Below are 13,645 nucleotides of genomic sequence, written 5' to 3' on the forward strand. Positions count from 1 at the left end.
CCGGTCGCCCGGCGCCCGGGGCGGGTGGTCAGGGGGTGAGGAGGGCCTTGAGGACGCGTCGGTCGGCCATCGCCCGGTAGGCGTCGGGGGCCTGCTCCAGGGGGAGGGTGCGGTCGAAGACCCGGCCGGGCCGGATCGTGCCGTCCAGGACATCGGGCAGGACGGCGTCGATGTAGTGGCGGGCGGGGTCGACGCCGCCGGTCAGCGTGATGTTCCGCATGATCATCTCCATGCCGATCGGCCCCTCGGTGTAGGACGGGACGCCGACCCGGCTGACCGTCCCGCCGTCGCGGACGGCGGCGAAGGAGGTAGTGAGGGTCTGCATCGAGCCGACGCACTCCAGCACCGCGTCCGCGCCCCGCCCCGCGGTCAGCTGCCGCACCTGCTCGGCACCCTCCTCGCCGCCGGCCAGCACGACGCCGGTGGCGCCGAACTCCACGCCCAGGTCGGTGCGTTCGGTGTGGCGGCCCAGCAGGATCACCTGCTCGGCGCCCAGCCGCTTCGCCGCGAGGACCGCGCACAGGCCCACCGCGCCGTCCCCGACCACGGCGACGCTGCTGCTGGGGCGGACCCGGGCGGTGACGGCGGCGTGGTGGCCGGTGCAGAACACGTCGGTGAGCGTCAGCAGCGAGGGCAGCAGCGCCTCGTCCACGGCGGCGGGGATCTTGACCAGGGTGCCGTCGGCCTGCGGGACGCGTACGGCCTCGCCCTGGCCGCCGTCGACGCCGTCGAAGCCGTACCGGCCGCCCTGCGGACAGGAGGTCTGCAGGCCGTGTTCGCACCACCAGCAGGTGTTGTCGGCGTAGGTGAACGGCGACAGCACCAGGTCGCCGCGCTTGAGGCCGGTCACCTCCGGGCCGACGTCCTCGACGGTGCCGAGGAACTCGTGGCCCATCTGCCGGCCGGTGCCGCCGGCGGGGGCGGAGCGGTAGGGGTGCAGGTCGCTGCCGCAGACCGCGGCGCGCAGCACCCGCACGATCGCGTCGGTCGGGTTCTTGATCACCGGGTCGGGCACGTCCTCGACGCGTACGTCTCCGGCTCCGTACAGCAGGGTTGCTCGCATGGGTCCCAATCTCCTTGAGCGGGTCGGCGGCGGCATCCGCTCGGCCGCCGGGCGGGGCGGGGGGTCAGGTGCGGGGGGCGCGGGCGCGCAGGGCGCCCAGGGCGGCGGTGGCGGCCAGCAGGACGGCGGCGGCAAGCAGGCCGGTGCGCATGCCGTGGGTGAAGGAGGCTCCGGTGACCAGGGCGCCGTAGACGGCGACGGCCACGGCCCCGCCCACCTGGCGGAAGGTATTCAGCACGCCGGAGGCCAGCCCGGCCCGCTCGGCGGGGACGGAGGCCAGCATCAGGCCGGTCATCGCCGGGACCGCGAGGGTGCCGCCGAACGACACGGGCATCAGCGCCAGCGCGACCGCCCACACCGGTGCCGTGGCCGGCAGCAGGCACAGCACCAGCAGCCCGGCGCCCATCACCACCTGCCCGGCGACCATCGTCGCCCTGGCGCCGAAGCGGCGCGTCGCCGCCGCCGAGACGAAGGACACGCCCACACTCTGCAGCGTCATCGGCAGGAACAGCAGCCCGGTGACCGCGGCCGACAGGCCGCGGAAGGTCTGGAAGTACAGGCTGAACAGGAACGTCACCCCGTAGAAGCCGACGTTCAGCGCGAACCCGGCCGCCAGCGCGGCCACCACCGGGCGGGAGCGGAACAGCTCCAGCGGCATCATCGGCGCCCGCACCCGCGCCTGGCGGGCCAGGAACACGGCCGCCGCCGCCACCGCGAGCACCAGCGCCGCCACGATCCGGGCACTGCCGAACCCGGCCTGGCCGCCCTCGATCAGCGCGTAGGTGAGCGCGCCCAGCGCCGCCACCGCGGCGACCTGCCCGACCACATCGAACGGCACCGCCCGCCGCGGCGAGGACGGGGCGCGGCCCAGCAGCACCAGCGCCAGCGCGCCGACGGGCAGGTTGATGAAGAAGATCCACCGCCAGTCCCACCCGGCCAGCGCCCCGCCCACCAGCGGGCCTGCCGCCGAACCCACCGAACCGCCCACCGCCCACAGCGCCAGCGCCCTCGTGCGCCGCTCCGCGTCCGGGAACGCCTCGCGGATCAGCGCCAGCGTCGCCGGCATCATCACCGCCGCCCCCGCGCCCTGCACCAGCCGTGCGCCCACCAGCACCCCCAGCGTCGGCGCCAGGGCGCACAAGGCCGACGCCGCCAGGAACAGCACCAGCCCCAGGCCGAACGCCCGCTTCGCGCCGATCCGGTCCGAGACCGACCCGGCCGACAGCAGCAGCGCCGCCAGCATCAGGGTGTAGCCGTCCACCACCCACTGCAGCCCGCCGATCCCGCCACCCAGATCGGAGCCGATCGCGGGCAGCGCGACGCTGACGATCAGCGCGTCCAACGTGATCACGAAGAACCCCAGCAGCGCCGCCCCCAACGCGAACCCCGCACCCGCCACCGGCGCTGCGGCGGTGCCGGACGGGGCCGGGCGGTCGGTGACGGGGACAGCGGCGGGCATCGGGGGGCCTCCGGAAGCAGGGCGAGCGGTCATGCCCTCCAGACAACCGCGCCCCGACCGTCCACGGGGCACTCAAGCAGACCCTGACAAGGACCCCTACGCCCGTGCCCCCGCGAGCAGCCCGGCCGTAGGGTCGAAGGCATGGACCGCCGCACCGAGATCCGCGACTTCCTCACCACCCGCCGGGCCCACGTCACCCCCGAACAGGCCGGCCTCACCCCCTCCCCGCTCGACCGCGCCCGCCGCGTCCCCGGCCTGCGCCGCGAGGAAGTCGCCCAACTCGCCGGCGTCAGCGTCCCCTACTACACCCGGCTGGAGCGCGGCGACGCCCGCGGCGCCACCGACGCCGTCCTCGACGCCATCGCCCGCGCCCTGCTGCTGGACGACGCCGAGCGTGTCCACCTCTTCGACCTGGTCCGCGCCGCCAACGCCGCCGCCACCGGCCCGGCCGGAGCGGCCCGCCCCGCCCGCCGGCCCGTCCGCCCCGGCCTGCGCAACCTCGTCGAGACGATCAGCGGCGTCCCCGCCTACCTCCGCAACGCCCGCCTCGACCTCCTCGCGGGCAACACCCTCGCCCGCGCCCTGTTCGCCCCGGTCTTCGACAGCCCCGCCCGCCCCGCGAACGCCGCCCGTTTCACCTTCCTCGACCCCGCCGCCCCCGCGTTCTACCCCGACTGGGCCACCGTCGCCGACCAGAACGTCGCCACCCTGCGCGCCGAAGCCGGACGCAACCCCCACGACAAGGCCCTCACCGACCTGATCGGCGAACTCTCCACCCGCGGCGGCGACGCCTTCCGCCAGCGCTGGGCCCGCCACGACGTCCGCCACCACCGCGCCGGCGCCAAACGCATCCACCACCCTCTCGTCGGCGACCTCACCTTCACCTACGAGACCACCCGACTCACCGCCGACGACGGCCTCTACCTCATCCTCTGCGCCGTCCCACCCGGCAGCCGCGACGCCGAAACCCTCGACCTCCTCGCCAGCTGGAACAGCCCCCGACCCACCGAGCAGGCCAACCGGCCCTGACGCTGACCGGTTACCGGGGCAGCTTGCCGGGGTCCTCGGTGAGACCGAAGAGCCGCATGAGCTTGAGCGGGTCGCCGGTGGCAAACGCCTCGTCCAGGATGCGGTCCTGGCGGAGCCGGTCAAGCGTGCACCCCTTGGGCAGGACCGGGTTCAGCTTCATGGTGTTCCGGGCCACGGCCGGGTGGTCCGGGTCGAGGGCCGTCTTCTGGGTGACCAGCAGGTGGGGGTTGACGCTGGTGGGCCAGCGCCGGTGGCGGTAGGTGAGCCAGTCAGCGGCCAAGCGGTGGGTGAACTCCTCCAGGTAGAGGGTGTGGCGCCGCATGCCGCGGCGCAGGACGAGGGTGCCGCGGGAGAGATACAGGTCAGCGGTGAGCGCGTTGCGGATCTCGGAGGCCGGGGCAGCGTGGACGGCGGCCAGGACGGACGCTGGGCCCGGCTGCACAACGACGAGGTCTTCGCCCGCTTCGCCTGCGAGAAGTTCAGCCGGGACCGCACCGCCTCGGTCCGCTGACGCACTCGGCCCGTCGCCACCGGCTACTACCACCGTCCGGCGGCCCGGCCAAACCAACGGATCCGCAGATCCTCTCCCCATCAGCCTGTTCGCCGGGCCCGCCACCGTCCGAGAGGGGACCGACCGTCGTGATCGCCCACCTGCAGCGCGCCACCAGCACGGCCGCGCTGATCCCCGTCCTGTACGGGCACGACGCTCCGCACTTTCGGCTGCGGCCCCGGCTGATCGGGGCCGACTACCGCGGCTCGCACCAGCAGCTGCCGCTGTTCGGCGACCCCCGGGAGGTCCTGGGCGGCGGCGTGCTGGACGCCCCGGCCGCCCGGATCGGCGCCCGGGCTCCCGAGCGGCCGGTGTGGCTGTGCTCGGTGCGCTCCGACCCGCGCCACCCCGATCTGACCGACACCCAGTGGGCGGATGTCGCCCGACGCCTGGTCACCGTCACCGGTCTCGCCCTCGACGGCGACCCGAACGGGTGCCGGTGGGCGGCGATCCGCACCCTCGACCGCTCGGTGCACATCGTCGCCACCGTCGTCCGCGAGGACGGTTCCATCCACAGCACCTACCGGGACGCCTTCCACGCGCAGGCAGAGTGCCACCGCATCGCCGCCGACCTCGGCCACCTCGTGCACACCGTCCCCTCCGTCACCACCGCCAAGGACTACCGCATGCCCACTCCACCGATCGCCATCGGCCTCGAACCCAGCGGCGCCGTCGTCGCCAAGGGCGCCGGCGACGACCTCGCAGCCACCCTGCTCAAGCACGCTGGCTTCGCCGAGAAGGGCGACTGGTACGGCCGCCGGCACCGGCTGCCCACCACCACCGCCCCGGCCGACCGCGCCGCCATCGCCACCCACGCCGCCGAGATGCTGCGCGCCGCCCGCTACGACGTCGACCTCGACCCCCGGCTCGACACCACGCTGCCCGGCAACCCCGGCGACCGGAACCAGCTCTCCGCCGGCGACCAGCTCCTCCAGGTCACCGACCGGATCCGCGGTGCCACCAGCTTCGATGAACTCGCCGAAGCGCTCGACCAGGTGCTCGACCCCGACGGCGGCATCCTGGACCGCGTCCACGACATGCTGGAGGCCGCCTCCGAGCAGGCCACCGACCTCGACCCCGAGCAGTATGCGCTCTCCGACCGCCTCGGCTTCGCCGCCGACTTCGTCTCCGCCGCCCAGGGCGAGCTGGCCGGGCTGCTCGACGAAGTGCAGCGCGCCCAGTCCCACGACGCTCCCGCCGACACCGCGTCCCGCTCCGCCACCGCCGACGCGGCCCGCGCCACCTCCCCCGCCGTCACCGCCCGAGGGGTGACCGCCTCCACGCCGCCCGCCGCACCCCCGCAGGCAGTCGTGCCCCGGCAGACGGGACGCACCCGGTGACCGGCACCCCCACGGCTCCCGGGGGTGGGTGCGGTGCCTGAGTACTACTCGTCGATCGGCGAGGCGGTCGGTGCCGCGATGCGCCACAACATCGCCCTCGCCCACGACCCGCAAGCCGACCCGCCCCTGCAGGTCCGCTACTTCCCGTCCCCGGCCGCCGACCCGTACTCGGTGCCCGGCATGATCGCGCGGCTGGAGGTGACGGCGGACCCGGGCGAGGTCGCCGCGATCGTGGAGGAGGCGACCGGCGCCCTGGTCGGCCCGCTGCCGCAGCTGACCGAGCTGGTCGCCGCCAGCGCCGACTGGGCCCGGGCCCGGCTCGACTTCGACTTCCCGGAACCAGACGTGGCGGCCTTCGACCTGTGGACGCGCCTGGCCTCCGTCCACTCCATGCTGGTCTACGCCCAGGAAGAGCTGGAGGCCGTCGTCGGCGACATCGCCGAGATGCCGGCCGCGCTTAGCGACCCGCGGCACCACGAGATGGTCCAGGTCAAGCGGACCCGGGAGCTGCTGCACGACGTCATGGGCCACGGCCCCTCCGACGCGGAGGCGATGCGGCAGCAGGCCGCCGTCTCCTACTCGCCCCGCGCCACCGCCCGCCGCACCGCGAGCCCCGGAGGCGAGGCTGCGGCACCAGCGGCCAAGCCGCCCTCGTCACCCGGCCGCACCCGCTGACCACCGGCCTTCACCTACCAGGAAGTTGCTTCCCTCCATGCCCGACCACCACTTGCCGGAGCTGACGGCCCGGCTGTCCGGAACCGCTACACCCGCCGAGGTCGCCGACGTACTCGACGCGGTCAACACCGTCAGCGCCGACCGGGCCGGGATCCTCCCGCAACTCACCGACCTCCTCGCCACAGCAGCCAACTGGTCCAGGGCCAGGGTCGACGCCACCCACCCGGACTACAACCCGGCCAGCGTCGCCTGGGAGCAGCTCGCCAACGCCCACCACTACCTGCGCAATGTCGAGGTGCTGCTGGGGCGGGTCCAGGACCACCTCGACGACTGCACCGGCGCCGTGGTCGATCCCGCGCACCGGTACGGAGTGGCCTTCCGGACCCGGGAGCTGCCGCACGGCGCTGCGAATCCGGAGCACTCCGACGCCGAAGCGAAGCGGCAGCAGGCCGCCCGCTCCAGCTCGCCCAACAGCGCCGGCCACGCCGCGCACCCCGGAACCGAACCCGGCGCTCCCCCGGCCGGGCCGCCTGCCACCGCCGCGCCCGCCGTCCACGGCCGCTGATCCACCCATCACCAGCTCGCGACCCTCAAAGGACCTCCTTCATGGGCAACTTGGCAGACACCTACGGCACCGACGTCGAGATCTACCGCGGCGGCGACGGGCTGGTCTGGGCCGACTGCCGCACCGACGCCCCTGAGGTCATCGGCCTCGTCCTGCGCCGGTTCGGCTTCACCGCGCCGACCGACCCCGGCAACCCCGCCTCCTACAACCTCCCGCCCGGCCTGCCGGGCCCTGAGCAGCAGGTCGCCGCGTCGAGTGCGACCGGGCTGCTGGACGGCTTCGGGTTCCGGGTCGCCGTCGAGCCCGAGCTGATCGTCGGCTACGTCAGCAACAACAGCGCCGTACCCGACCGGCAGCGCATCGCTGCCGCCCGCTTGGCCTCCCCCTCCGCCAGGACCGGTCCCGAACCGGTTCCCGCTGCCGCCCCGTCGGCCGTACCCCGTACCACCGGCCGCACCCGCTGAAACGTTTCTTCCCTGAATTCAAGGAGCAACCCGTGACCCGCACGAGAACTGAGCGCGCCCCGCCCCTGCCCGCTCGCACCCGCCTGGAACCCCCTTGCCCTCCCCGCGCACCAGCGCGCCGTCGACCACCACCGGCACCGACGCGCTCCTCTACCTCCTGTTCGGCCTACTCGGGGCCGCCCTCGCCTTCGGCTCCCTGGCCTGGCTGACCGGCAACGCCGCCAACGCCCTTGTCGGCAGCGGGCCGTGGGCCCACTTCAGCGCCGCCGACGCCCTGCTGCACCCCGACGCCCTGTGGCCGCACCTCGGCGCCACCGCGCTGCTGGTCTCCGCCCGCGTCGTCCCCGGCCTGCTCACCGCCGCCCTGACCGCCACCGCCCTGGTGCTGTGGGCGCGCCACCGCGCCGGCGCGAAGACCGGTCTCGCCCGCAAGGCGGACCTGGCACCGCTGCTGGACAAGGAAGTCACCGCCAAGGCCCGTGACCTGCGCCCGAGCCTGAACGGCCGGGAGTGCAAAAGAGGTCGAGCCCAATGACCGGGGCATCCTGGTCGGCACCCTGTCGCCCGGCAAGGCCGAGGTCCGTGCGTCCTGGGAGGACGTCCTCGTCGCGATCATGGCGCCCCGTTCCGGGAAGACGTCCGGCATCGCGATCCCGGCGATCCTCGCCGCCCCCGGCCCGGTGCTGCTCACGTCGAACAAGGCGGCCAACGACGCGTTCACCGCGTGCTTCGACGCGCGGGCGAAGGTCGGCACCGTCTGGACGCTCGACCCACAGCAGATCGCCCACCACCCGCGCGAGATGTGGTGGGACATCCTGGCCGACGCCCGCGACCTCGCCGGTGCGAAGCGGCTCGCCGGGCACTTCGTCACCGCGTCCGTGGACGAGTCCAGCGGCTCCGACTTCTGGTCGACCGCCGCCGCCAACACCCTCGGCGCGCTCTTCCTCGCCGCCGCCAGCCACCGGCGCCCGATCACCGACGTGCTGGCCTGGCTCGCCTCCCCGGCCGACCGCACTCCCGTCGACCTGCTCGCCGACGCGGGCCACCACGCGGTGGCCGCCCAGCTCCAGGGCACCGTCACCGGCGCCACCGAGACCAGGGACGGTATCTACGAGACCGCGCGCCAGTACGCGAGCTGCCTGCTGGACCCGGAGATCGCCGCGTGGGTCACCCCGGCGCCCGGCCTGCCGGAGTTCAAGCCGTTCGACTTCGCCGGCTCCCGCGACACGCTGTTCCTGCTCAGCAAGGACGGCGGCGGCTCCGCCAGCGCGATCATCGCGGCAGCGGCAGACGCGGTGATGCGCGCGGCCGTGATCGTCGCCGAGCGCAGCGGCGGACGGCTCGACCCGCCTGCGCTGTGCGTCCTGGACGAGGCCGCCAACGTGTGCAAGATCAGCGATCTGCCGGACTTGTACTCGCACTTGGGCAGCCGCGGGGTCATCCCGATCACGATCCTGCAGTCCTACCGGCAGGGCCAGCGGTGCTGGGGCGAGGCCGGCATGGACGCCCTCTGGTCCGCCGCGACCGTCAAGATCGTCGGCAGCGGGATCGACGACGCCGACTTCGCGGACAAGCTGTCGCGGCAGATCGGCGAGCACGACGTGCAGACCGTCTCCGTCTCCAACTCCGATGGCGGGAAGTCGACTTCCGTCTCGATGCGCACCGAGCGGATCCTGCCTCCGGACCAGATCCGGGCACTGCCCAAGGGCAAGGTGCTGCTGTTCGCGACCGGGATGCGGGTGGCGATGCTGAACCTCCGCCCCTGGTACAAGGAGCGCTCCGTCAAGGAGATCGGCCCGGCCTCCGCCCGCGCCACCAAGGCCATCACCGAGCGCGCCCTCGCCAAGAGCCAGGACGACTTCACCCTCTCGGCCTGACTGCCCCCGGCGGCGCCGATCGAGACCTTCCGGCCGGCGCCGCCACCCCTCCCCCTCTTCTTCTCCGGGCGTTCCCGCCGCGTGCGCCCGTTCCCCCTTCAAGGACCACCCCGTGACCACAACTACCTCTCCCGTCCTGCGAGTTCTCTCGCTCGGTGCCGGGGTCCAGAGCAGTGTGCTGCTGATGCTGGCTGCCGAGGGCCACCTGCCCCGCCTGGATTACGCGATCTTCGCGGACACCGGCTGGGAGCCCCGCTCGGTCTACGCCCACCTGGACCGCATCGAGCAGGAGGTCGCCGCTCCGGCCGGGATCCCGATCCTGCGTGTGTCCTCGGGCAACATCCGCGACGACGCCCTCGACCCCACGAAGCGCTTCGCGTCGATGCCGCTGCACATCCTCAACGCCGACGGCGGCGACGGCATGTCGCGTCGGCAGTGCACCGGCCAGTACAAGATCAAGCCGATCAAGGAGAAGGTCCGCGAACTCCTCGGCCGCCCCTACCCGCAGCGGGTGCCGGGCGGGGTGTTCGTGGAGCAGTGGATCGGCATCTCGGTGGACGAGGTGCACCGCGCCAAGGACGCCGACGTCGCCTACATGAAGAACCGCTTCCCCCTGCTCGAACAGGGTCTGACGCGGACGGACTGCCTGCGGCTGCTGCGCGCTCGCGGCTTCGAGTCGACCCCGAAGTCGAGCTGCCTGGGGTGCCCGTACCACGGCAACGCCCAGTGGCGGGCGCTGCGCGACACCTCACCCGAGGAGTGGGAGGACGTCGTCGCGTTCGACCGCGCGATCCGCAGCGGCAACGCCCGAGCGACCGCGAAGGGCACCCCGCTGCTGGGCCAGGCGTACCTGCACCGCAGCCGCCGCCCGCTGGACCAGGCGCCCATCGACCGGGTCACCGCGCACGAGTGGGCCGGGCGCCAGACGGACGTCTTCGACGCCATCGCCGACGCCGAACTGGAGGCCGGTGACGTGGACGGCTGCTCGCCCTGGGCCTGCCGCTCGGGCACGCCCGTTGCCGCCGAACGTCTCACCCTCGCGGCCTGACCTCCTTTCCCCACAACGGAGTTATCCCGATGAATAACTCTTCTTCCCCCCGGGGCGAGCGCCTGGTCGGTGCTCCGGTCGTCCGGAGCGGAGGCCACTGGTGGCTGATCAGCGCCAGCGGGTCGATCCTGGCAACGGACCCGACGTTCACGGGCGAGCTGGACCGCTTCGCCGCCGCCCGGGCCGCCGCCGAACGCGAGATCGCCCAACTCGCCCCCGGGCGCCGCCGGTGGTCGTCGTGATGGAACCGCTGCTCGCGGGCGAGCAGGCGCTGCTCGGTGCCGTCCTGCTCGACCCGCGCCAACTCGGGCGGCTGGACTGGCTGGAGCCGCGCGACTTCCACCGCCCTGCCCACCGAGCCCTCTTCTCCGTGCTGCGCGAGCTGCGCGACGCCGGCCACGCGGGCTTCGCCGCCGACAGCGACGACGGCGAGGTGCCGCTCGACTGGCTGACCGACACCCTGGCCCTGGCCGGTGAGCGCACCCGCGGGCTGAACCCCTCCTACCTGCACACCCTCGTCGCCGCCTGCCCCCGCGCCGGCCACGCCCCGCTGTATGGGCGGATCGTCCTGGAGGGCTCGATCCGCCGCACCGTCACCGAGCACGCCGAGCGCCTGCTGGCTGTCGCCGAAGCGGGCCTGGTCGCGGGCGAGGTCGAGGGCACCGCCCACCAGGCCGACGTCCTGGCCGACGTGCTCGCCGACCTCGCCGAGCGCTGGGGCACCCCGCCCCGCGCCCAGAAGCCCGGCGCCGTCCCGGCCGCCGCGCCCACCGCCGAACTGTCCGACGACGTGCGGGCGGACGAGCAGTTCCTGCTGTCCCTGCTGGTGCACCAGCAGGGCGCGCTCCAGGAGGTCTTCGACTGGCTGCGGCCCGGCGACTTCGCCGTTCCCGGCCACGGCCGGCTCTACCGTTGCCTGGGCGCGCTCCACCACCGCGGCGAGCCGATCGACGCCGTCACCGCGCTGTGGGAGGTCCAACGGCGCGGGCTCCTCGCCGACGGCGCCCTCACCGATGAGCAGCTCACCCCGATCCTGGGCGCGCACCTGGTCGCCGGGTCCGCCGAGTGGCTCGGCGAGCAGCTGCTACAAACCTCGCTCACCCGCACCGCCGGCCACAGCGCCCGGCAGATCACCGTCCTCGCCAACGACGAGCGCCTCGCCCCCGGGCAGTTGATCGGCCAGGCCCTGCACGCCCTCGGCCCGCTGGAGGAAGTCCGTGCCCGCTGGCGCACCGCCAACGGACACCCCTCCCCCGGTACGGCCACCGCCCAGGCGGCTCCGGGCGTCCCGGCGGCCCGGGTGAGCGCGGCGCTGTCCCGCAGCGCCCCGCAGCAGCGCGCCGCCAAGGCGGCCTCGCCCGCCGCTTCCGCTGCCCGGGCGAGCGCCGCGAGCGCGACGCGCCACCGCCCCTCTTTCTCTTCCCCGCTTCGGAGTGCGACGCGAACAAGCCCCTGCCAGAGACCGCGCTGCTGCTGAACGCAGCGGCGAGCATGGCCGAGCTCCAGAGCGCCCGGCTGCCCCGGATGGCCCCGGCTTTCCCTGGCCCGACCCGGTCGCCGTGGGCCGCCAGATCAATGAACTCGGCAGCATCGTCAACGAATTGGGCGACGAGTACCTGTTCCTGGCGGTGGCATCCCACCCTGCACCACGAGCGGAGGCTGTGCTCGCAGCCGAGGCGTTCGCCGACGCCGCCGCCAGCACCGCCTCGGCCGCCGCCGAACTCAGCGATGTCGGCCGGCAACTCGCCGCCCTGGCCCGCACAGCCGGAGAGCACAGTGGCCCGGATGCCGACACCGCCCGCTCCCTGCACACAGCACCCGCAGAGTCGCCAGCGACTGCTCCTCCCCTCCCCGCTTCTCCGGTCCGGCCCGTCCACGGCCGGACCCGGTGAACCGCCTCTTCAGCTTCATGGAGTGACCATGCTCGACGAAGATGTCCACCACCACGCGAAAGCACTGCAAACGGCCGTGGACGGCCTCGCCGATGGGCAGGCGGTCCTGCCGCAGTCCTTCGACTCCGTCTACGGCAACGGCCGTCAGGTCTCCGCCTCCGCTCTCGCCGAGGCGGTGAAGCAGGTGGACTGGCCCCTGCGGGAAGCGCTCCACGAGGCCAGTTTCCACGCGCTGAGTTCCCGCCAGGACGCCTATACCGTCTTCCTGGCCCGGGCCTGGACCTCCGCTGCCAACGACCTGGCGCAGGCCAGCCGAGATTTCACCGAGGCGGCCGACCTCACGGCTGCGCTCGCCGACGCGCGGGTGCGGGCGCCCGATGCCGCTCCTGCGGTCGAGGAGCAGGTCCGCGCCGGGGTCGACCACTTCCTCTCCGAGGCTGATGCCGCCGTCGATCGCGCCATCGTCACGATGCAGTGGAGCTTCGACGCGCTGACCAGCGGACGCCCCCTACCCGCCCCGGCCACCGCCGAGGACCTCGCCTCGGCCAGCGGAGTTCAGCCGGACCCGAACACTGCGCGCCGAATGGCGGCGCTCACCCGCTCGACCACCACCCCGGCCACCACCACCGATCCCCAGCACCCCGTCCCGGCCGCACCCGAAACGGCACCGTCTCCCGCACGGAGGCGGCGATGACCGCCATCCGGCCACCCGCCCGGCCCGGTCCGCTGATCGGCTCGCTGTGCTCGGGTTATGGCGGGCTCGACCTGGGCGTGATGGCGGCGCTCGGCGGCCAGGTGGCCTGGCACGCCGAGGTCGAGCCCGCGCCATCCGCGATCCTGGCCAGGCACTGGCCCGGTGTGCCGAACCTGGGCGACATCACGGCGGTCGACTGGGCGTCCGTTCCGCGGGTCGGGGTCCTCACGGCCGGTTTCCCCTGTCAAAGACGTCTCGGTCGCGGGCCGACGTGTCGGCCTCAACTCGCAGACCCGTTCCGGGCTTTGTCTGCACGTCGCGCGCGCGGTCGAGGCCCTTAACCCCTGTCTCCTGGTGGTCGAGAATGTACGAGGACTCCTCACCTCCCCGGGTTCCGCTGGCGATGTGGAACCCTGTCCGTGGTGTCTGGGAGACGACTCAACCCTCCCTTCTCTGCGGGCACTTGGCGCCGTACTCGGCACCCTGGCCGACCTGCGGTACGACGCGCGGTGGCTCGTTCTTCGCGCCTCCGACGTCGGAGCACCCCACCACCGCTCCCGGGTCTTCCTCACCGCCTGGCCCGCCGACCACGGTGCTGAAGACACCGACGAGCAACATCGGGAAGAACGGCGGCAGCCAGCACCCGGCGAAGCGCAAGAGCGGCGGTCACGGGCCGAACCTGGCGGACGAGGTGGAGTGGCTGCTGCCGACGCCGAAGGCCAGCGACGGGGTCAAGGGCTCGCCGAACCAGCGGCACGGCAACGGCGACCTGACTCTGCCGTCGGCGGCGGCCTCGCTGCTGCCGACGCCGCGGGCGAGCGACACCGGCACGCCGGGAAGGCGGCCGGGCAAGGGCCGGCGTCCGCTCTTGTGGGCGGTGGTCCTGCCGCTCTGGTCGAACCCGCCCTCGGAACCGACTCCAAACGCTGGGGCCAGTACGCCGCAGCCGTCGCTCGGTGGGAGACCCTCACCCGCCCGGCACCGGCGCC

General features: G+C 73.8%; 15 protein-coding genes and 2 pseudogenes. 13 read left to right on the top strand and 4 right to left on the bottom strand.

Annotated elements, in window-relative coordinates; translation table 11 throughout:
* Positions 1-28: 28 nt before the first annotated feature.
* Together IH44_RS0111520 and IH44_RS0111525 are read right to left on the bottom strand one after the other, a co-directional pair.
* Positions 29-1,063 (bottom strand): alcohol dehydrogenase catalytic domain-containing protein, encoded by a 1,035-nt coding sequence (locus IH44_RS0111520; protein WP_030459383.1) that lies wholly within the window; start codon positions 1,061-1,063, stop codon positions 29-31.
* Between the two features lie 64 nt (positions 1,064-1,127).
* Entirely contained in the window at positions 1,128-2,522 is a 1,395-nt protein-coding gene (locus IH44_RS0111525; RefSeq protein WP_030459384.1) for an MFS transporter, read from the bottom strand.
* A 141-nt stretch (positions 2,523-2,663) separates the two neighbouring features.
* Here IH44_RS0111525 and IH44_RS0111530 point away from each other — a divergent pair, with 141 nt between their 5' ends.
* Positions 2,664-3,551, top strand: coding sequence for a helix-turn-helix domain-containing protein (locus IH44_RS0111530; RefSeq protein ID WP_030459385.1), 888 nt, complete (start codon positions 2,664-2,666; stop codon positions 3,549-3,551).
* A 10-nt stretch (positions 3,552-3,561) separates the two neighbouring features.
* Here the strand turns inward: IH44_RS0111530 and IH44_RS0111535 are convergent, their stop codons facing one another.
* Positions 3,562-3,993, bottom strand: a complete 432-nt coding sequence (locus tag IH44_RS0111535) for a hypothetical protein (protein WP_030459386.1) — start codon at positions 3,991-3,993, stop codon at positions 3,562-3,564.
* 197 nt (positions 3,994-4,190) lie between these two features.
* On the opposite strand from IH44_RS0111535, the gene IH44_RS45320 reads away from it, so the two are divergent.
* From IH44_RS45320 to IH44_RS49080, 12 genes and pseudogenes are all read left to right on the top strand, one after another.
* A complete protein-coding gene (locus IH44_RS45320; protein ID WP_051816774.1) occupies positions 4,191-5,441 on the top strand; it encodes a hypothetical protein in 1,251 nt (416 codons plus the stop codon).
* A gap of 33 nt (positions 5,442-5,474) precedes the next feature.
* The gene (locus IH44_RS0111550) at positions 5,475-6,116 is read left to right on the top strand and encodes a hypothetical protein (RefSeq protein WP_030459388.1); all 642 of its coding nucleotides are present in this window, start codon (positions 5,475-5,477) and stop codon (positions 6,114-6,116) included.
* 37 nt (positions 6,117-6,153) lie between these two features.
* Positions 6,154-6,681 carry a hypothetical protein gene (locus IH44_RS0111555; protein ID WP_051816775.1) on the top strand — a complete coding sequence of 176 codons (528 nt, stop codon included), beginning with the start codon at positions 6,154-6,156 and terminating at the stop codon, positions 6,679-6,681.
* Positions 6,682-6,722: 41 nt separating this feature from the next.
* Entirely contained in the window at positions 6,723-7,145 is a 423-nt protein-coding gene (locus tag IH44_RS0111560; RefSeq protein ID WP_030459390.1) for a hypothetical protein, read from the top strand.
* Positions 7,146-7,239: 94 nt separating this feature from the next.
* A pseudogene (locus IH44_RS0111570) lies at positions 7,240-9,022 on the top strand (type IV secretory system conjugative DNA transfer family protein).
* A 178-nt stretch (positions 9,023-9,200) separates the two neighbouring features.
* Positions 9,201-10,070, top strand: coding sequence for a hypothetical protein (locus IH44_RS0111575; RefSeq protein ID WP_051816800.1), 870 nt, complete (start codon positions 9,201-9,203; stop codon positions 10,068-10,070).
* A gap of 29 nt (positions 10,071-10,099) precedes the next feature.
* On the top strand, positions 10,100-10,312 hold the full coding sequence (locus tag IH44_RS44110; RefSeq protein WP_030459394.1) for a hypothetical protein: 213 nt from the start codon (positions 10,100-10,102) through the stop codon (positions 10,310-10,312).
* Positions 10,312-11,547 carry a DnaB-like helicase N-terminal domain-containing protein gene (locus IH44_RS0111585; RefSeq protein ID WP_051816776.1) on the top strand — a complete coding sequence of 412 codons (1,236 nt, stop codon included), beginning with the start codon at positions 10,312-10,314 and terminating at the stop codon, positions 11,545-11,547. Before IH44_RS44110 ends, IH44_RS0111585 begins: the two co-directional genes overlap by 1 nt.
* Positions 11,548-11,629: 82 nt before the next feature.
* Positions 11,630-11,962: a hypothetical protein gene (locus IH44_RS46410; RefSeq protein WP_081966832.1), complete on the top strand. Its 333-nt coding sequence runs from the start codon at positions 11,630-11,632 to the stop codon at positions 11,960-11,962.
* Between the two features lie 28 nt (positions 11,963-11,990).
* Positions 11,991-12,656, top strand: coding sequence for a hypothetical protein (locus tag IH44_RS0111590; RefSeq protein ID WP_030459396.1), 666 nt, complete (start codon positions 11,991-11,993; stop codon positions 12,654-12,656).
* Between the two features lie 80 nt (positions 12,657-12,736).
* A complete protein-coding gene (locus IH44_RS49075) occupies positions 12,737-12,997 on the top strand; it encodes a DNA cytosine methyltransferase (RefSeq protein ID WP_255358060.1) in 261 nt (86 codons plus the stop codon).
* Positions 12,963-13,217 (top strand): annotated as a pseudogene (locus IH44_RS49080) (DNA cytosine methyltransferase); the annotation flags it as partial. The gene IH44_RS49075 and the pseudogene IH44_RS49080, both read left to right, overlap by 35 nt.
* A 105-nt stretch (positions 13,218-13,322) precedes the next feature.
* On the opposite strand, the gene IH44_RS47875 reads toward IH44_RS49080, so the two are convergent.
* Positions 13,323-13,508, bottom strand: coding sequence for a hypothetical protein (locus IH44_RS47875; protein WP_232794913.1), 186 nt, complete (start codon positions 13,506-13,508; stop codon positions 13,323-13,325).
* Positions 13,509-13,645 lie beyond the last annotated feature (137 nt).

Source organism: Kitasatospora sp. NRRL B-11411, from assembly GCF_000721345.1.
Lineage (GTDB): Bacteria > Actinomycetota > Actinomycetes > Streptomycetales > Streptomycetaceae > Kitasatospora > Kitasatospora cineracea.